We start from the raw sequence: 18,364 nt of genomic DNA, 5'->3' as shown, positions 1-18,364 counted from the left end.
CCTGACTACGTCCGTTCGGCGCAAACTGGCAGCAACGTGTGAACGGGATGGATCACGGCAGGAGAGCGTTTCTAAGCGGACCGTGGGGCAAGTCGGTGGACGGCTACGTTGCATCGTGCACGAACGGGGCTAACCACCTGCGAGTGCCCCGCTGGCCCTCTCGCGCAGCCTCCCTTAGTGTCGAACTCGGAGCCGTTATCCCGAGGGCCGTCGAAAACCGCCGTCACAGAGTGCTCTCTTAGGTGCTGAAACCGATATTTCTAATCTATCGGTTTTAACTCATCCCTCAAACTTTAGATGGACCAAGGCAATTTCGGCTCGTCGATCGAAGTCGACGATGGCCGCACAACGATTGGCAGCTTTGCGCCATTGAACGAACCCGCTCGCGCGGGAGGGCGCAGGTTCGAGGCTTGCTGGTTTATCGGCAGCGCCGGTGAGGTTGTAATCGACGAGGGGTGACGGACAGGCATCGGCCTCCGAGCATGAAGGGTCAACCTTCAGCTTGAGAGGAGCATCCGATGACCATCCCTTCGCATCCGTCCGGCAGCGCGCTTCGCGAGCGCATGATCGAAGACATGAACGTGCGTGGCTTCACCGAGGACACGCGCCGTGACTACATCCGCTGCGTGAAGAGATTTGCGGCGTTCATCGGCCGCTCGCCCGACGCGGCGACGGCTGAGGATCTCCGCCGTTTCCAAGTGCACCAGACCGAGAGCGGCATGCGGCCGCCGGGCATCAACAGCTCGGTTTCGGCGCTGCGCTTCTTCTTCACCGTCACGCTCGACCGACCCGATCTCTCTCGTCGTCTCGCGATAGTCCACCAGCCGCGCAAGCTGCCGCTGGTGCTGAGCGCTGAGGAGGTAGCGCGGCTGCTCGAAGCGGCGCCGGGGCCGAAGTACAAGGCCGCGCTCGGCACGGCCTACGGCGCCGGGCTGCGGGTCTCCGAGGTGGCGGCGCTCAAGGTGACCGACATCGACTCGGCGCACATGTTGATCCGCGTCGAACAAGGCAAGGGCCGCAAGGATCGCCACGCCATGCTGTCGCCGCATCTGCTCGAACTGCTGCGCGCCTGGTGGCGGGAGGGCAAGCGCCGCGGCGTGATGTTGCCGCGGGGCTGGCTGTTCCCAGGACGCAATCCGGTCACACCGCTCTCCAGCCGCCAGCTGAACCGCGCTGTTCATGCCGCTGCGGAGGCGGCCGAGATCAGGAAGCGGGTGACGCCGCACACGTTGCGCCACAGCTTCGCCACCCATCTCCTGGAGCAGGACATCGATATCCGCGTCATCCAGGTCCTGCTCGGGCACGCCAAGCTCGACACCACCGCGCTCTATGCCCGCGTCGCCACCAACACGATCCGCACCGTGATGAGCCCGCTCGATCGGATCAAGCTGCTGACGCAGGACGAGACGCGACCGGACAGATGACGCCGCGGCGGTGAGCCGCCCGTCACTGGAGGTCGCCGACATCTTCCATCGCCATGGCGCCACCTGGCGCGCGGCGCATGCCGGTCATCTCAGCCTCGGCCAGATGAAGGTGATGTCGGCGATCGAGAGCTGCCGTACCGCTGCCCTCGGCGGCCATGTCGAGGCTTGCGAGGACTGCGGCCACAGCCGCATCGCCTATAACAGCTGCCGCAACCGGCACTGCCCCAAATGCCAGAGCGCGGCGGCACCGGACTGGCTCGCCGCGCGCCAGGCCGATCTCTTGCCGGTCGGCTACTTCCACGTCGTGTTCACGCTGCCGGCCGAGATTGCCGACATCGCCTACTACAACAAGGCCGTGATCTACGACCTTTTGTTCCGCGCCGCCTCCGAGGCGCTGCTCACGATCGCGGCCGATCCAAAGCACCTCGGCGCGCGCATCGGCATCACCGCCGTACTCCACAGCTGGGGCTCGGCGATGACCCATCACCCGCATGTGCACATGATCGTGCCCGGTGGCGGCATCTCGCTCGACGGCGAGCGCTGGGTGCATTGCAGGCCGGGGTTCTTCCTGCCCGTGCGCGTTCTGTCGAAGTTGTTCCGACGGCTCTTCCTAGCGAAACTCGCCGACGCCCATGCTGCTGGGCGCCTGCAGTTCTTCGGTGATCACGACGGTCTGAGTGAGCACAGCGCCTTTGCTACCTTCCTGGCACCGCTTCGGAGGAAGAACTGGTTCGTTTATGCCAAGCCGCCCTTCGCCGGACCTGAGGCGGTGTTGGCCTACCTGTCGCGCTACACCCACCGCGTCGCGATCTCCAACAGCCGATTGATCGCCCTCGGCGAAGCCGGCGTGACGTTCCGCTGCAAGGATTACCGCTGCAACGGGCGCGAGCGCTATCGGACCATGACGCTCGATCCGGGCGAGTTCATCCGCCGCTTCCTGCTCCACGTGCTGCCCAAGGGCTTCCACCGCATCCGTCACTACGGGCTGCTCGCCAGCGCCGGCCGCACGGCCAACATCGCGCACGTCCGCGAACTTCTCGCCGCGCCGCAGCCCAAGGCCGAATGCAACGGAACGGGCGGCGATGCCGCTGCGCCGTCGGACTGGCGGCCGCCATGTCCATGCTGCGGAGGCAGGATGATCATCATCGAGACCTTCGAACGCGGCGGCCGCGCCCGCGCGCCGCCATGGACGACAGCGCTATGACCACAAACCGCTCTTCATCGCTCTGCATACCCGCCGAGGGCTCTGATCGTCGGCGGCCCGACGCGATCGTGCGTCTCCAGCTGATCGCATGTCCCGCACCATCTGCAGCGCCGAAACCGCCCGCTCTTCAAGGGCCGCATCGCAATGCGCACCGCCATCCCCAGTCCTCCGACGTACCCCTTCCCATCCGCCAGACGCATCAATGCGGCCACAGCCGACCAAGCGGAACCGTCAAATCCCCATAGCGCCGAAACCGCGCCCTCCATCCCGCGGGTTCTTTCCCTGGAGGCTTCCGGACGCCGGCCCCGGCGCCAAGCACCACGTGGATGGCCGGCATCCGCAACCCTTCACAGGAGTGGCGATCAGCGAGCCACTACTCAGACGTCGCGTTTGGGCCGCAAGCGGACTATCCGTTTTCGGGTTGGCCGGTCTAGAAGCGGACTAACACGTCCAGCATAGCGCGGACCGCTTGGCGCCAACAGCCGACCTGAGAACTGTCCGGTTGACTCCCCGCGGTTCGCAAGCGAATTTTCATGCCGGAGGTCGACAGATCTAACGGCGCGGGTCAACGGCGAAGGCGACCTGAATAAGAGCGTGCCTGCCAACACGATCCCCACGGAGCAATCATCGATCCCTAACTAGGGACGTCGCAAACCCTCCAGCCCTCTGGCTACCCAATTCGCGCTCTGTGTATGCGGTGAACTGTAGCAATCGCTGCCAAAAGAGTTCTTCAACCCGAGTCGAGGCAAATTCTTTGGACAGTTCTCCGATGCGTCTTGCGGTGTAGCGGATGTGGCTACACTCGTCGCCACTTAACTTGCATAGCGTTCGACCTAGCATGTCTAGGTTACGGTGCGGGCAATATGCCTCGAGCACGGGCTCCAACAACTTCTGGTGAATGCGGGTCCTCACCTCACCGAGGTTCACCTGAATCAAATAGTCGAGCACCCTCCAGGGTTCGAGGCTAGCGGCCTCGACCTGGCTGTGCTGCATGGGGGGAAACTGGGTCTCAACGGCCCCGCGCACATCATCTGGCAATGCGTCTGGAAATACCAGATCGGCGAGACGAAGGTACATTCGGCAATGACCTGCCTCATCCTCGACATGCTGGCTCAGATCGTCAACAAGCCCGGCACTTGTGCAAGCGTTGGCAATCTTCGCTAAGTCGCGGGACCCCTCGCCCTCTTTGATCGCATTCGAGACAAGCGACTGCAGCACCCATACCGGGTTCTCAATATGCGACCTAAAACTGTTGCCGTAGTCGGCGAGGAAGTATGGCGGCACGTGACGTGCAACAGCGTCGCCAAACAGCCGAAGGTAGTCGCGCGTTGCTATGTCGGCTTGTTCGTCGAGGGCAGATTCAACAAAACGCGCGACGTAGTCCATTGTCATTTTTCAACTTCGAGCGGGCCATTGCAAGCGATAAAAGGGGCCATGCCGTCCTTGAAGGGTGAACTGCTGACACCGATTATCCCTGCGTTGATGGCAATGTTGTCGACCTTCAGGGTTGTCCCATCGACATAACCGGAAATGCGTATGCCTTTACCTCCAGCGAGGGACCTGAGGGCCTTAGCTTGATCTTCACTCAGTTCGAAGGAAAGCGGTGCTTCAGACATAGTCGAAAACTCCTTTGCCATAGAATTCACTGAACGCCATTATAATTGCAAATCTTGCGATGGGAGACAATTGCAAAAGGACACGCTTCAAAGCAGAAGCGCCGCCAAACTCTTCAAGGTCAGCCAAGAATGTCCTAGTATCCGCCACAACGATTGCAGGACGCTCCCAACGCCCTTGCCCAACGCTGTAAATGATCTCTGCCAAGTGGTTATCGAACCACCAACGCGACACCGAAATGCTAACTGAGAGGGATTGGACGTAATGCCAGTAACTGGGAGGGATATGCAGGAGGTCGCATGGACCGACGATTGCATGACGTAACGACGGCACGCGTTGCCAGACATTGGGGTCCGTCGGCGAGGCATCGCAATGGTGCCCTCGCACTGTGGCGCCGTCCGTGAGCGCGAAGGTATCCCGTGGGTGGCAGACTGCAATATATTTCCACCCAAACAACTGAATGAAGTAATTATGGTTCGTGACGTAGTCGTTGTGGTTATCTTGATGAAAGGTTTGCACCGTTCCTGGCGGACCGATCCATATGTTGTCGAAGTAGGCCGGCTTGCGCGATCGAGGTGAAACAGGCAATCGATGCGCGATGTCGACGAAGGACGCGTCACTCTGCCTGAGATAAAATTCAGTTGTGTCGAGACCAGCGAGATAATCGCCCAATCTCTGTTGCGCCCGGAGGTTCCGCCATCGTTCCTTATGCTCGAGCGTGACCAAGCGCGTCCCATGCCGTGCCGCGATACGCTGGGGTGTGAGGAGGGCAGCAAGTTCATCCAGAGCGGAAACGTCTCGCGACATCCAGGGAGTTTCCATCAGCTTTGCTGCGCACTTCATTCCGATGATGGGGATGCAACCTATTTCCCGAAATCTCACATCGGGACAAACGTATGACAGGTCTGGAGGAGCCGTCTGCAACATCCTCAGCCTCCAAGGGCAGCAACATATCCGCTTGGCAACTGGTCAGCATCGAACGCGGTCCAAGGGATATGATAGTGCACTCGGCTAAGATCCGACTGTCCATTTGCTTGCCATCGTTCCCGATGGGCTGCCAAGGTGCCGGCAAATTCGAGGCCCAGATCACCGAACACGACTATGTCGCGGCCGTGATAAAGCGCGCCCGAGCGGCGCTCGCTATCGATGAGACCGAAAGAGTAGTGTGTGAGGTCGAATGTACGCTCGACGCCTAGGTTCACAGCGCGGAAATTCGGTTCAGCGCCAAAAAGGTAGCTCCGGAATGCCAAAGAATCTAAAACAGGGTGACCAAAGCCTCGGCCCATTTCAATATGCAAGAAGGACTTCGGTCGCGGATCAATAAGCTTTTCAAGCGGGATGTACCATGTGTCCTCATCTGCAATGGAACCGGTTGTAGGCACGGACACGGACATCCTAGCGCCGACCGTGAGTAGTCCTTTCTCGGTTGCACGGAAGATCGTAAAGCAGTCCCCGCCACCCGGAATCGCTACAGGCATAGCGAGCATGCCTCCCGGCACCCGCAACGCCTCGCGAAGCAGTCGCGGGATGCCACGAAACGCAGAAGTGGCTATTATGACGTCGAAGAGACCCAGCTCGGGTAGTCGATCGACCCAATCACCCAATTGCACGCGCACACCAGAAGTGCCGATGAGGGCGCGCTGTGATTGATCGAAGAGGTCGGGAATAATCTCGCAACCAAATATCAGTGGGACGTCTCCTTCGCTGCCGGCTAGCAAGGAGAGTACTGACACCAGATAACCAGTTCCTGTTCCAATTTCGTATATGCGCTTCCCCCTCAGATCGCCGAGTTCTCTGATTATCCACCTAAGAAACGTTCGATCTGATATTGCTGAGAGAGTTGTCCCATCTGCGTCTGAGAACGTTCGAATAGGACCATCAAAACGCTCATGCCCCCTCGGGGCAAATCGCGCTAGGTCCACCCCCGCGAACGCGGCGTTGATGTCAGTATCGCCCATGGCACTAGGTTTAGCCAATTGATCTTACCTTAGCTAATAGAGAGCGTCAGATCGCACCGCGACGCAAGCACCTTTGCCAATTCTAGTCTCCAGCTACCCATTTCAGTTGAACCCACATTCCATGCCTGTTCATGGCGCGACCGCGACGGCGCGCGTTGTCAACCGAAATGTCTGCTTCCGGGCAGAGGTAAAGTTCGCCTCTATGGCCGACACGAGGCGCAAGCTGCCAGGCGGCGTTGGGCCGTTGCAGAATGGCAGCCTTAATGCACAAATAGTCGGAAACGAACGTTAAGGCACCCCGCTGGCATAGTCGTGACCTGACCCAAAGCTACCGTTTCGGCCAACACGGAAAAGCCCTCCAAAAGGGCCTCGCACTCAGTTCGCCATAGGCCGATTGCAGTGCGACGAATAGATCGCTTGCTGCGCTCAAACCCCGCTACAGCCAGAAATTCGCTACTGGTGCGGCGTCGTGATTCCGGCCGCGGTCGGCGGCAGCGTGGTCGGTGCCTGCCAATTAACGTCGACTTTGCCCGACGCGGTCAGCCCTTGCGGGAGAAAGGCGGCCTGATCGAGCCTAACGACAAGGACGTAGTCACGGCGCTGTCCTGTCGGCGTGATCTGGATCGACCCCTTCTGTCCCAGCGTTGTCGGGATCTTGCCCTTGGTCAGTTCCATCTTGAACCACAGGGGGACCGTACCTGAAAACACCGGCGTGACGACATGGGCGAGCATGTAGATCGGCTGCGTGAGCCGCACATGGTAGGTTGTGCTGTCGCCATTGGGCGTATCAAGCGATGTCGACCCCGTCGCCGACTTCGCGCCCAAGGTAACCAGCGCGCCGCCGATTGGAATGGTGCCGCTTATCTTGCAGAACTCTACTTTGCCGCCGACCACTAAACCGGCAAGGCCAAGTGTGTTTTGAATGCGAAAAGCGAGGCCGTCATTCTCATTCCAGCTGTGATCGATATGATCGACGTGGAGCGCGCCGTAGAAAGCTTCGTTGAATGCCGGGACAACCTCGAAACCAATGCGACCTGGAAGCGGCCAAGGGCAATCGGTCCAAGTTCGAGCGATATAGCCCGAGTAGCCGTACGATTTGATCGTCATCGTGCGATCGTTAAATCCAAGATTGTTGAATGCCTCGATCGTGTCTTCGATTGGCCTTCCGGTTACGTCGAACTGGACATCCTGGCCTGCGCGCCCGCGGTACGGTGCCGCCAGTGGTGCGAGTGTCTCGCGCTCAGCGCTAATCTGCTGGTTCAGGTCGGCGATTCTGCGATCCAGTTGCGGCGTGGCGCAGGCGCCCAATTGCAGCGCTACTAAGCCCCAAGCGACACTCTTGACGGTGCGAAAAAGCGATGCGCGGATCATGACGTACGATCCAGCTTGAAGAATACATGAATTCCGTCGGCAAGGGTTATGACGCGCTCAGCACGATAATGATAGCCGAGTGACAAGTGCGGGAGGTCCTGGCGCACATAGAGGGTTCCGTTGTTCCCCATCGCGATCTGGGATGTCGGACTTGGATCGAGCGCGATCGGAAGATCGCCCTTCAGAGGGATAGTTATTGCCGGAAGAGCGTCCGCGAGTTCCTGGCCTTTTAGTCGAAGCAACGCGCCGACGAATAGCAATTGGCGGAGCCGGAAGATGCTGATCCGAACATCTGGCACTATTTCCCTGATCTCAAAACGAGTGGCGATCTCTCCCTTTGCCGGATAGGCCACCATGATGAGGTCGGCGCGGATCCGAACTCGCACCTCGACTTTGCCGGAGCGGTCAACGGCACTAGCGTTGATCGTAACCTGTGGCGGTCCATCGTCGAACTTCAATTCGGTATGCGAAACCGTCAGCACGGCGCCGCGCGGACTTGGCAGCGGCACCTTGTAGTTGTCGAGACCAGCGAGAAATCTATTGAATACATCGCCCCGAAGGAAGAGCCTGGCGTCGTAACTTGAGCCTAGCGTGGGTTTAGTCCGAAGATACGCCTCGGTATCCTTCATGCCTTGAAGCTGAGTTTCGAGCTGCCGGATCTCGAGCCGCTTCAAGCGAGTTGTGATACAACCGGACAACAGCAGCGACATCGCGACCAGGACGACCGCTGTTCGCCACCGATGGCCCATGCGGCTCATCGTCCAGGTTCCTTTGGGGGCGGCATGCCGAAATTCTCCAGCAGGTCGTAAAGCGATATGGTCTCGAATGAGCTATCGAGCGCATCGGTCTTTGGTGCCGCGGGCCGCTCGCTCAACGTCAGCGTTGCACCAGTCGATGGATCAGCAGCCAGTACCGGCAGGCGCGTAACGTCAATGATGCAAGTGGTCATGCCACCCAGGATCGTGTTTCTGAGACCCGCTTTTTCAATGTCGCGGCGCGCCGCGGCGAGGGCCTGATCGAGGGCAATAAGTCGCGGGTTGGCATGAGCGCTCTTTCCGGGAGTTGACTGCGCTTTGAGCAAGGGAACCGTCAGTGGAGGGCTAGGCGCATTGGTATTGCGCGCCAGAGCGGCCTTCATCTTGGGATCAACGGCGGTCGACGCGATCAGAGCCCGATTGTTTTCGGCTACGCGACGTAGCGCCATTTCGCGCGCATCGCGATAGGCGCCAATACTCGCGGAATTCAGTTCGGCAGATCTGTTGAGGCCAGGCTGCACGATGAATAGCCGGCCGCCGTCGTCAAGCTTGAAATATGTCAGAACCCCAAGCGGCGCGCGGCAGTAACTTCCTTCTAAGGTAGTGCGTGCAACAACAACGCGATCGCCATCTACTGGCGTGTCCGTTGAGACTGTGACCTGAGCTTGCACAGGCAGCGAGAATAGCACGCTAAGGAGAAGTAACTTGCGCAATGTCAGTCCCCATGACAGCCAAGCTCGCGCTTTCGCTGAAATTGAATATTTTTCCTTGCACTTGTCAACGCAATTCGACAATCCAAGTCAAAATGGTGACGTTTGCTCTATTTCGTTCCGGTAATCTTCATCAGTATAATTCCTGTCACTTACTGCCTCGCGCCTGGTCGGCGCGACCGCGCTCACGGGCTCGGGCCTGCCTCGACACCGAGTCCCCGGTCGCGGGTATCGAGCTTCCAGTGACGATCGACTGGCGGGGCCAGCTACGCTGTCCAGCTCAAAGTTCGGGGCAGATGACCATGCCGGCGCGCGGCACTACGCTGACACGCCGGGGCGCGGCGCCCGACAATAAGCTCTCCGCGGGTGCCCAATAGAGGACGGTCGCACTCTCCGATCTAGCATGGTGTTCTTCATGAACGATTGGCGGGTTCTGGCGACTTCGCACTGAGGCGTGAATGACCAAAAAGCGGCGCACTGCTGAAATTCAGTTCCAAAACTGGGCGGCAGCGTTTCAAGAATGATGGCCCATCGGCGAACAATGTCCCACCTCGGCGACCAGTTCCCGGGTAGAATGTCGATCGACGGAGACTTGGACCTTAGAATGGTATCTAGAAGGTCTGCTACTCCGCAGCAGGGTCTATGTGCGGTTGGAGGCGGGACATCGCTGCCAGTTTTGGAAATAGCGATGACGGCTTTGGGAGGACGGGTGGGCCGGCAGAATGACCAAGGTGAGGCCCATTTCAGTCCGAAGCGACTTTGGCCTCGGTGCCAGCGCCGTCCGCTTTTGGTGAACGGTCGGGGCCGTTGGAATGACTGCCATGCGGCGCAAAGCAGACGTTCATGTTCATGATAGGTGCGGACATGGGGGTTGCGCTCGTACTCGTCTGAGTTCAACCTCCCGGTTTCGCGTTCTCAATCTTATCCAGATAATCTGCCCACCATTGCATCATCCTGACGCGGTCTTCCCAGTGCTCTGCCCGGGCGTAGGCGCGCCGAACGTCGTTCTTTTCAATATGCGCCAGCTGTCGCTCTATGGCGTCTGGATGCCACTTGCCGCATTCATTTAACAGAGTTGATGCCGTCGCTCGGAAACCGTGCGCCGTTGCTTCTTTTTTGCTGTAGCCCATGCGACGCAGGGCGGCGTTGAGCGTATTGTCGGAAATCGGACGGGAAGGCGATCGCACGCTTGGAAACAGCAGCGTCCCGGCGCCGGACATTTTTCTAAGCTCGGCCAGGATATTCAAAGCCTGCCTTGAAAGAGGAACGCGGTGCGGTCGACGCATTTTCATTCGCGCTTCCGGGATAGTCCATACCGAACTTTCGAAGTCGAACTCCTCCCATTCGGCAGCGCGAAGCTCACCGGGGCGGGGAAACAGCAGCGCCATCAACCTCAGAGCCGCTCGGGTTGCGGGCTGTCCGTCGAATGTCTCGATCGCACGCAGCAAGCCGCCCAATGCCTTCGGATCGGTAATGGCGGCACGCGGCGTGACCGTTGGTCTGATGAGCGCGCCCCTCAGCGCGGACGTTGGGTCAGTGTCGGCGCGTGCAGTGGCGATGGCGTATCGAAAGACGCTGCCAATAGTCGAGCGCAGCCGCCTGGCCGATTCGTATCGACCGCGCACCTCCACGCTACGAAGGGCGGCAAGGATAGTGGCCGCATCGATGTCCCGAATGCACTTGTGCCCACAAGTGGGATAGGCGAAGTCGAGCAGCCACTTGACCTTGGTGATTGTCCGGTCGGCACGTCCCTCTTTCTTCAGTTTGTCGACGTATTCCTCGGCGATTGATCGAAAGGTGTCCTTTGCCGAACCGACCTTTCGCGACTTGCGTTCCTGTGCGGGGTCGATGCCAGTTAGGAGGAGACGTTTGGCGTCATCGCGCGCTTGGCGTGCTTCGGCGAGCGAAATGAGGGGATAGCTGCCCAACGCCAGAAGCTTCTGCTTGCCGTCAAATCGATAGGCGAGGCGCCATAGGCGGGATCCTGTGGGCTGCACCCAGAGCTGGAGCCCGCCACCGTCAGACAATTTCAATAGCTTGGAAGCAGGACGGGCATTTCGGCATTTCACGTCGGAAAGGGCCATTTGTGGGACACCTCCCTTTGGCTGTTTCGATACCATCAGGATGTCCAGTACCAACGGAAATACCAGCCCTCCGCCACGTTGGATCAAATACGCCGAAATTCCATGAAACGCGCTCAATCGCGCCATCTTTCCCGAAAAGATGAACGATTTCAGCGGCTTGGGAAACAGAAGCGTAGAAGATTCGGCGAAAGGGAGTGTCAGGAGAAGAGGGGATGGTGCCCAGAGGCGGATTCGAACCACCGACACGCGGATTTTCAGTCCGCTGCTCTACCAACTGAGCTATCTGGGCCTGTTCCGGCACGCGGGCAGTTCTGCACGCCGGATTTCTTGAAAGCGCCGCAGGCGCCCCTTGAAAGCGGGTGGGTTATAGCACGGGAATCCGGCCTGTCCAGCGCTTAAGCGCTGATTTCAAGCGGGAAACCAGCAGTTGCTCGACGGGCGGATTCATGGGACGCGGTCGGGGCCCGCAGGCTGCTCCGAACAGCCTCATTTGGGAGGATCGTTGTCCGTTTCGTCCTCGTCGTCGCGGGCCGGAATGACGTAGGCGCCCTTGAGCCAGCGGTTGAGGTCGATGTCCTTGCAGCGCACGGAGCAGAACGGGTAGGTCTCGCGCGCCGACGGCTTGCCGCATTCGGGGCAGGGCCGCTTGGGGCGCAATGGCGTGACCTTGTCGTCCGAACTCATCGCCGTCCCGAGCTCATGGCCGAGCTGACTGCCAGTTGGCATGCACTTTGAACCCCTCGCCGGTCAGCAGCGCCACCGTCTCATAGAGCGGCAGGCCGACGACGTTGGTGTAGGAGCCGACAAGCTTGACGACAAAAGCGCCGGCCAGCCCCTGGACGGCATAGCCGCCGGCCTTGCCGCGCCATTCTCCCGAGGCGACATAGGCGTCGATCTCGGCGCGCGGCAGCCGCTTGAAACGCACCCTGGTCTCGACCAGCCGCTGGCGCAGCTTGCCACCCGGCGTGATCAGGCAGATGCCGGAATAGACCCGGTGCGAACGGCCGGACAGCAGGCCGAGGCAATTGACGACGTCGTCGAACGTTTCGGCCTTGGGCAGGACGCGCCGGCCGACGGCGACCACCGTGTCGGCGGCCAGCACAAAGCTCGGCGCATAATCCGCTTCCGTCTGCAGCGAGGCCAGCGCCTTCTCGGCCTTTTCCTTCGACAGGCGCTTGGCCAGCGAGCGCGGATGCTCGGCGCGCAGCGGCGTCTCGTCGACACCGGCCGGCAGCACACGGTCCGGCTCGATGCCGGCCTGCTGCAACAGCTCGATCCGACGCGGCGAACCCGAGGCAAGCACGAGCTTCGGCAAAATGCTCATCGCGATCCCGGGAGCTCTGACGATCTTACTTGAAACGGTAGGTGATGCGGCCCTTGGTCAGGTCGTAGGGTGTCATCTCGACCAGGACCTTGTCGCCGGTCAGCACGCGGATACGGTTCTTGCGCATGCGTCCGGCCGTGTGGGCGATGATTTCGTGTTCGTTTTCGAGCTTCACCCTGAACATCGCGTTGGGCAACAATTCCGTGACGACACCCGGAAATTCGAGGACTTCTTCCTTCGGCATTCGATACCTTTGCTTGGATGGGATTCCCAGCGCCCGGCCGGAATTTGCGCGGAACCTATATGATAATCGTGCGCTTGTGAACATGCTTAATCAGCGCGGTTTTTTGCCTTCCGGCGCCAGAAAACGGCCGCCGATCCGCGCCTTCAGCCGTTCGCGCACCTCGCGATAGGCGGCCATGATCTGCTCGCGCGTGCCGCCGACGTCCGTCGGGTCCGGCATCGGCCAATATTCGACGTCCACCGCAAGCGAGCGGGTAAGCTCGAGCGCGGTGTGATGGGCTTCCGGTGACAGCGTGACGATCAGGTCGAAATAGTCGTCCTCGAGGTCGTCCAGTGTCCTTGGGTGCCGTTCGCCCAGCGAAAGCCCGTCCTCGGCCAGCACGGCGTCGACGAACGGGTCGCGTTCGCCGCCGCGCACCCCGGCCGACGCCACGAAAGTTGTCGTCGGAAGCAGCTGGCGCGCCAGCAGTTCGGCCATCGGCGAGCGCACGGCGTTCATGCCGCAGACAAACAGGATCGAGCGGGGCAGGATCGAGCGGGGCAGGATCGAGCGGGGCAGAGGGGCTGGCAGGTCAGCCTCGCCAGTGCAGCACGCAGACAAGCGTGAACAGCCGGCGCGCCGTGTCGAAATCGATCTCGATCTTGCCGGCCAGCCGGTCCATCAATGTCTGCGAGCCCTCATTGTGCAGGCCGCGCCGGCCCATGTCGATCGCCTCGATCTGGCTGGGCGTCGAGGTGCGGATGGCGTCGTAATAGCTTTCGCAGATCATGTAATAGTCCTTGACGATGCGCCTGAGCGGCGTCAACGACAGGATGTGGGTGACCACGGCAGCGCCGTCCTCACGCGTCACCGCGAAGACCAGGCGGGATTCGGCCAGCGACAGTTTTAGCCGGTAGGGTCCGGCGCCGTCGTCATTGACCGGCTGGAAGCTGTTTTCCTCGATCAGGTCGAAGATCGCCACCGCCCGCTCATGCTCGACATCGGGCGTCGAACGGCCGATCGTTTCGTCGAGTTCGACATCGATCAGCCTGGCGCGGGTTCGATCGTAGTCCGCCATGTCAGTCTACATATTCAGCCGTATGGCGACGGAGCGTCCATGCGCGTCGAGGCCTTCCGCCTTGGCCAGCGCGATGGCCGCCGGCGCCAGCGCCCGCAATTGCTCCGGCCCGAGCTTCAGGATCGAGGTGCGCTTGACGAAATCGAGCACCGAAAGCCCGGACGAGAAGCGCGCCGAGCGCGCCGTCGGCAGCACATGGTTGGAGCCGCCGACATAGTCGCCGATGGCTTCCGGCGTGTGGCGGCCGAGAAAGACGGCACCGGCATTGCGCATCCGCGCCAGGAAGCTTTCCGGCTCGTCGATGGCAAGCTCGACATGTTCGGCTGCGATACGGTCGACCAGCGGCAGTGCCGCCTCGATTCGGGGAACAAGGATGACGGCGCCGAAATCGCGCCAGCTCGCCGCCGCCGTCTCGGCGCGCGACAGGTTTTTCAACTGGCGTTCGACCGCCTGTTCGACCGCCGCGCCGAAGGCGGGATCGTCGGTGATCAGGATCGACTGCGCCGACACGTCATGCTCGGCCTGGGCAAGCAGGTCGGCGGCGATCCAGTCCGGATCGTTGCTGCCGTCGGCCACGACAAGCACTTCCGAAGGCCCGGCGATCATGTCGATGCCGACCGTGCCGAACACCTGGCGCTTGGCCGCGGCGACATAGGCATTGCCGGGGCCGACGATCTTGGCGACCGGCTTTATCGTCTCGGTTCCATAGGCAAGTGCTGCGATCGCCTGCGCGCCGCCGACGCGGTAGATTTCGGATATGCCGGTCAGATCCGCCGCCACCAGCACCAGCGGATTGATGATGCCGCCGGGCGCCGGCACCGCCATGACGATCCGCTCGACGCCGGCGACCTTGGCCGGCACGGCGCTCATCAGCACCGAGCTTGGATAGCTCGCCGTGCCGCCCGGCACATAGAGCCCGACCGCCTCGATCGCCGTCCAGCGCGAGCCGAGCTCGACGCCGATTGCGTCCGTATAGCGGTCGTCCTTTGGCCGCTGCCGCTCGTGGTGGGAACGGATCCGGTCACGGGCGAATTTAAGCGCCTCGATCGTCTGCGGGTCGGCCGCATCGTAGGCCTTGGCGATGTCGTCTTGCGACACCGCTATGCCGAGGTCTTTCAGATCGGCCTTTTCGAATTTCTGCGTATACTCGATGAGCGCCGCGTCGCCCTCGGCGCGCACCCGCGCGATGATCGCGCGCACCACGGCGTCGACGTCGGCGGACACTTCCCGCTTGGTCAAAAGGAACGCGGCAAAACGCTGCTCGAAATCGGCATCGGACAGACGAAGGGTGATGGCCATCTTGTGCCGCTCAGGCTCTGTGGAAGGGGCGCGACGTCGCTTCCCATGCGCCGCCAATGTCAGCCAGCCGCGCCTCGATGCACTCGACATCGAGCATGATCGCGCCGCCGCCTGAAAAGATCAGCTCGACAATGCCGGCCGGCTTGTCGAGCGCAAGGAAGCTGATCGCCAGCAGCGACAGCACCTCATCCGGCTTGTTGCGGGCAATGCCGCTGGTCTTGGCGCCCAGCACCCGGTCGAAATGCAGCACGCTTTGCCGCCGCTCATTGTGCTGGCGGAACAGGCCCGGTTTCGCCTCCCAGACGAAGCGGTTCATCGTCATCACGAAGCGCTTGACCGCCGGCATGTATTCGAGGTCGCCGACCTTCAGCACGGCGTCCTGGACATGGGCCGAGACGATGCTCAGATCCTGATCGTCGAGCGCGACAAGCTTGAGAAGGTTCATGCGGATTTTCGCACCCTGCGAAGGTTTACAATCGACGTTCTGTTAGGCGGTCTTGGCGATCCGTGCAACCGCGCCACGGACTCTGACCAGCGCAATCGCTTCAGCTTTGCGCTGTCCCTCATCGCACTGCCGGGCACTTCGCCCCGTAGAGTGACGGGGAGAAGGACGCCTTCGCAAAGGATTTCGCCAATCTCCAGAGTTGCAGAAAAGGGAGCCGAGGTTGCGGTCAGCCCCTTCTCCCCGTCACTATACGGGGAGAAGATGCCGGCAGGCAGATGAGGGGCGGCGAGATCGATAATTGGTCTGAGGCCCTGCGGTTCTGCGAAATAACCTAGCCGGAAATCCGCTCGATCACCGCGCCGCAGCCGGACAGCTTTTCTTCCAGCCGCTCAAAACCGCGGTCGAGATGATAGACCCGGTTGACCGTGGTCTCGCCCTCGGCCGCCAGGCCGGCGATGACCAGCGACACCGAAGCGCGGAGGTCGGTCGCCATGACCGGCGCGCCCTTCAGCTTCGGCACGCCGTCGACGATCGCCGTCTGGCCGGACAGTGTTATGTGGGCGCCGAGCCGGGCAAGCTCCTGGACGTGCATGAAGCGGTTTTCGAAGATCGTCTCGGTGATGCGCGACTTGCCCTTGGCCATCGTCATTAGGCCCATGAACTGCGCCTGCAGGTCCGTCGGGAACGCCGGGAACGGCGCTGTCGTCACGTCGACCGGCGCAATGCCGGCGCCGTTGCGCCTGACGCGGATGCCGGAATTGGTCTGCGTGATCTCGGCGCCGGTCTGGGAAATCACGTCGAGCGCGGTCTGCAACAGGTCCGCCCGCGCGCCTTCGAGCATGACGTCGCCGCCGGTCATGGCGACGGCCATCGCATAGGTGCCGGTCTCGATGCGGTCGGGTATCACCCGGACGCGCGCGCCCGACAGCGCTTCGACGCCATCGATGGTGATGGTCTCTGTGCCGGCGCCATAAATCCTGGCCCCCATGGCATTGAGGCATTCGGCGAGGTTGACGATCTCGGGCTCGCGGGCGGCGTTTTCGAGCACCGTTTCGCCCTTGGCCAGCGACGCCGCCATCATTAGCACATGGGTGGCGCCGACCGACACTTTTGGAAAGACGTAGCGATTGCCGACAAGACGGCCGTTCCTGGTCTTGGCGATGACGTAGCCGGTGTCGACGTCAATATCGGCGCCCAATACCTGAAGACCTTCCAGGAACAGATCGACCGGGCGCGTGCCGATGGCGCAGCCGCCGGGCAGCGACACCTTTGCCTCGCCCATGCGGGCAAGCAGCGGGCCGATCACCCAGAAAGAGGCGCGCATCTTCGACACCAGCTCGTAGGGTGCGGTGGTGTCGACGATGTTGCGGGCGGAGAAAGTGACGGTGCGCGAATAGCCCTCCTGCTGCTTTTCGCGGCGGCCGTTGACCGAATAGTCGACGCCATGGTTGCCGAGTATGCGGATAAGCTGCTCGACGTCGGCCAGATGCGGCACGTTTTCCAGGGTCAGCGTGTCGTCGGTGAGCAGCGAAGCGATCATCAGCGGCAGCGCGGCGTTTTTCGCGCCGGAGATCGGAATGCTTCCGGCAAGCTTGTTGCCGCCGACAATTCTGATGCGATCCATGGAAGAGCGTCCCCTCGGCCGAAAGGCCGGTTTTCAATCGGTTGAGTCTGTTGTGGCCGGTCTAGACCATTGGCCGGCTTGGTTCAAGAAACAGGATTCCCGCCCTGGCCAGCCTGTTGATATAGGTCAATCCTTTTGCGTTTTTTTTAAAGCGCCGAGCCCTTCCGGCCGCTGGTCAGCCCCGCCAACGCGCCGCGAGCGCGACTGCGCTTTGCGCTTCTGCAGATTGGCGCGCAATTGCTCGGCGAGCCGGCTCTTGCGGTCGGGCTTTTTCGGTTGGCTGTCCTTTTTCGAGGGCCCGCCTTTGTTCTTGTCGTCCATGGTCCCGTCCCGGCTGACGATTAGAGCGACGTGCGTCCGACTGGACGCACAACTACGCTCTAACTTATCTACGCCTCATACTTTCCGAAAATCGATTACGATTTTCGGGCCGATGCGCCAGCCCGCTATTCAGGGATAGCCAACAATGTGGCGCTGCCATGTCCGCAAAACCCGTCGGAGCGGGCTTTCACAGATGGCTTGCGCTTGGCCTTGCGCTTGCCGGTTCGATATGGCAGAAGCCCCGCCATCAGCGGCTGCGGTAGCTCAGTGGTAGAGCACTCCCTTGGTAAGGGAGAGGTCGAGAGTTCAATCCTCTCTCGCAGCACCAGTTGATCCCATTTAATTCGCTGAAGGGCTCTGTTCTGACGACGAGCTGCCTGGCAGCGACAGGGAGCTGCCATTACGCGCGGAAGACGTTGGCCGTGTGCTCGCGCCCCGACGAGGATTTCAGGCTCTTTCGTGTGAAAGCCCAATCAGCCAAACGATCGAGCGAGATCACACCGGCGCCGCGTGTCAATACGAGAAGAAGCAATGACACCCACAGCAGGTGCTCGGCCCAGTTCTCCGGGAAAACGAAGATCTGGATCACCGAAACGACGCAGAGCAGCACGAGCGCGCCTAACCGCGACAACAGCCCGAGGAAAAGCAGCACCGAGCCTGTGATCTCGGCGGCGGTAGCCAGCGGTGCCGCAATAGCAGGTTCAACGAAGGGCAGATTGTATTCGTTGGCGAACAGCTGCAGCGTTACCGGCCAGGATGCCAGCTTCGTCCGCGCGGACTGCCAGAAGACATGTGCGACCGCTATTCGGGAGGCGAGCTGGACCAGCGAAAGCGGAATGCGTTCGGGTAGTTTGATAATACGCCTGTAGAAGCCGACAAGGCCGGCCGGGATGGACGAGGAATATTCAGGTATCGCGGTCATGACTGTCT

The 18,364-nt window shown here is 61.0% G+C and carries 20 protein-coding genes and 2 tRNA genes; 3 read left to right on the top strand and 19 right to left on the bottom strand.

Annotation, left to right across the window (positions count from 1 at the left end; all coding sequences use genetic code 11):
- Positions 1-518 precede the first annotated feature (518 nt).
- Together CIT26_RS04675 and CIT26_RS04670 are read left to right on the top strand one after the other, a co-directional pair.
- The gene (locus tag CIT26_RS04675) at positions 519-1,424 is read left to right on the top strand and encodes a tyrosine-type recombinase/integrase (RefSeq protein WP_095491475.1); all 906 of its coding nucleotides are present in this window, start codon (positions 519-521) and stop codon (positions 1,422-1,424) included.
- 10 nt (positions 1,425-1,434) lie between these two features.
- Entirely contained in the window at positions 1,435-2,628 is a 1,194-nt protein-coding gene (locus CIT26_RS04670; protein ID WP_095491474.1) for an IS91 family transposase, read from the top strand.
- Positions 2,629-3,252: 624 nt separating this feature from the next.
- On the opposite strand, the gene CIT26_RS04660 is transcribed toward CIT26_RS04670, so the two are convergent.
- The 18 genes from CIT26_RS04660 to CIT26_RS04570 all read right to left on the bottom strand — a co-directional run bounded on the left by CIT26_RS04660 (position 3,253) and on the right by CIT26_RS04570 (position 17,434).
- Positions 3,253-4,014, bottom strand: a complete 762-nt coding sequence (locus tag CIT26_RS04660; protein ID WP_095491472.1) for a hypothetical protein — start codon at positions 4,012-4,014, stop codon at positions 3,253-3,255.
- 2 nt (positions 4,015-4,016) lie between these two features.
- Positions 4,017-4,244 carry a hypothetical protein gene (locus CIT26_RS04655; protein WP_095491471.1) on the bottom strand — a complete coding sequence of 76 codons (228 nt, stop codon included), beginning with the start codon at positions 4,242-4,244 and terminating at the stop codon, positions 4,017-4,019.
- On the bottom strand, positions 4,237-5,169 hold the full coding sequence (locus tag CIT26_RS04650) for a cupin-like domain-containing protein (RefSeq protein ID WP_095491470.1): 933 nt from the start codon (positions 5,167-5,169) through the stop codon (positions 4,237-4,239). Before CIT26_RS04650 ends, CIT26_RS04655 begins: the two co-directional genes overlap by 8 nt.
- Positions 5,170-5,171: 2 nt before the next feature.
- Entirely contained in the window at positions 5,172-6,200 is a 1,029-nt protein-coding gene (locus CIT26_RS04645; RefSeq protein ID WP_095491469.1) for a protein-L-isoaspartate O-methyltransferase family protein, read from the bottom strand.
- Between the two features lie 453 nt (positions 6,201-6,653).
- Positions 6,654-7,571 carry a hypothetical protein gene (locus CIT26_RS04640; protein ID WP_095491468.1) on the bottom strand — a complete coding sequence of 306 codons (918 nt, stop codon included), beginning with the start codon at positions 7,569-7,571 and terminating at the stop codon, positions 6,654-6,656.
- Entirely contained in the window at positions 7,568-8,329 is a 762-nt protein-coding gene (locus CIT26_RS04635; RefSeq protein ID WP_095491467.1) for a hypothetical protein, read from the bottom strand. Before CIT26_RS04635 ends, CIT26_RS04640 begins: the two co-directional genes overlap by 4 nt.
- Positions 8,326-9,039, bottom strand: coding sequence for a hypothetical protein (locus CIT26_RS04630; RefSeq protein WP_143747785.1), 714 nt, complete (start codon positions 9,037-9,039; stop codon positions 8,326-8,328). The genes CIT26_RS04635 and CIT26_RS04630 overlap by 4 nt, the downstream gene beginning before the upstream one ends.
- A gap of 890 nt (positions 9,040-9,929) precedes the next feature.
- Entirely contained in the window at positions 9,930-11,120 is a 1,191-nt protein-coding gene (locus CIT26_RS04625) for a tyrosine-type recombinase/integrase (RefSeq protein ID WP_095491647.1), read from the bottom strand.
- 213 nt (positions 11,121-11,333) lie between these two features.
- Positions 11,334-11,409 (bottom strand) — tRNA-Phe (locus CIT26_RS04620).
- A gap of 197 nt (positions 11,410-11,606) precedes the next feature.
- Complete coding sequence (gene yacG / locus CIT26_RS04615) at positions 11,607-11,804, bottom strand: DNA gyrase inhibitor YacG (protein WP_095491465.1); 198 nt, start codon at positions 11,802-11,804, stop codon at positions 11,607-11,609.
- Between the two features lie 13 nt (positions 11,805-11,817).
- On the bottom strand, positions 11,818-12,444 hold the full coding sequence (locus tag CIT26_RS04610; protein ID WP_095491464.1) for a Maf-like protein: 627 nt from the start codon (positions 12,442-12,444) through the stop codon (positions 11,818-11,820).
- Between the two features lie 25 nt (positions 12,445-12,469).
- Positions 12,470-12,688: a translation initiation factor IF-1 gene (gene infA, locus CIT26_RS04605; RefSeq protein WP_006200926.1), complete on the bottom strand. Its 219-nt coding sequence runs from the start codon at positions 12,686-12,688 to the stop codon at positions 12,470-12,472.
- A 90-nt stretch (positions 12,689-12,778) separates the two neighbouring features.
- The gene (locus CIT26_RS04600; protein ID WP_245319158.1) at positions 12,779-13,186 is read right to left on the bottom strand and encodes an arsenate-mycothiol transferase ArsC; all 408 of its coding nucleotides are present in this window, start codon (positions 13,184-13,186) and stop codon (positions 12,779-12,781) included.
- Between the two features lie 73 nt (positions 13,187-13,259).
- A complete protein-coding gene (locus CIT26_RS04595) occupies positions 13,260-13,745 on the bottom strand; it encodes a UPF0262 family protein (protein WP_095491463.1) in 486 nt (161 codons plus the stop codon).
- A gap of 6 nt (positions 13,746-13,751) precedes the next feature.
- Complete coding sequence (gene hisD / locus CIT26_RS04590; protein ID WP_095491462.1) at positions 13,752-15,044, bottom strand: histidinol dehydrogenase; 1,293 nt, start codon at positions 15,042-15,044, stop codon at positions 13,752-13,754.
- 10 nt (positions 15,045-15,054) lie between these two features.
- Complete coding sequence (locus CIT26_RS04585; RefSeq protein WP_095491461.1) at positions 15,055-15,489, bottom strand: DUF2948 family protein; 435 nt, start codon at positions 15,487-15,489, stop codon at positions 15,055-15,057.
- A gap of 331 nt (positions 15,490-15,820) precedes the next feature.
- Positions 15,821-17,113, bottom strand: coding sequence for a UDP-N-acetylglucosamine 1-carboxyvinyltransferase (gene murA / locus CIT26_RS04575; RefSeq protein ID WP_095491460.1), 1,293 nt, complete (start codon positions 17,111-17,113; stop codon positions 15,821-15,823).
- Between the two features lie 126 nt (positions 17,114-17,239).
- Positions 17,240-17,434, bottom strand: a complete 195-nt coding sequence (locus CIT26_RS04570; RefSeq protein ID WP_206072719.1) for a hypothetical protein — start codon at positions 17,432-17,434, stop codon at positions 17,240-17,242.
- Positions 17,435-17,687: 253 nt separating this feature from the next.
- On the opposite strand from CIT26_RS04570, the gene CIT26_RS04565 reads away from it, so the two are divergent.
- Positions 17,688-17,762, top strand: a tRNA-Thr gene (locus CIT26_RS04565).
- A gap of 72 nt (positions 17,763-17,834) precedes the next feature.
- Here CIT26_RS04565 and CIT26_RS04560 read toward each other — a convergent pair.
- A complete protein-coding gene (locus tag CIT26_RS04560; RefSeq protein ID WP_095491458.1) occupies positions 17,835-18,356 on the bottom strand; it encodes a DoxX family membrane protein in 522 nt (173 codons plus the stop codon).
- Positions 18,357-18,364: the final 8 nt, after the last annotated feature.

The organism is Mesorhizobium temperatum (genome assembly GCF_002284575.1).
In the GTDB taxonomy this organism is placed as follows: domain Bacteria; phylum Pseudomonadota; class Alphaproteobacteria; order Rhizobiales; family Rhizobiaceae; genus Mesorhizobium; species Mesorhizobium temperatum.
Note: the sequence above shows the minus strand (reverse complement) of the source record. Positions and strands in the feature narration are given on the sequence as shown.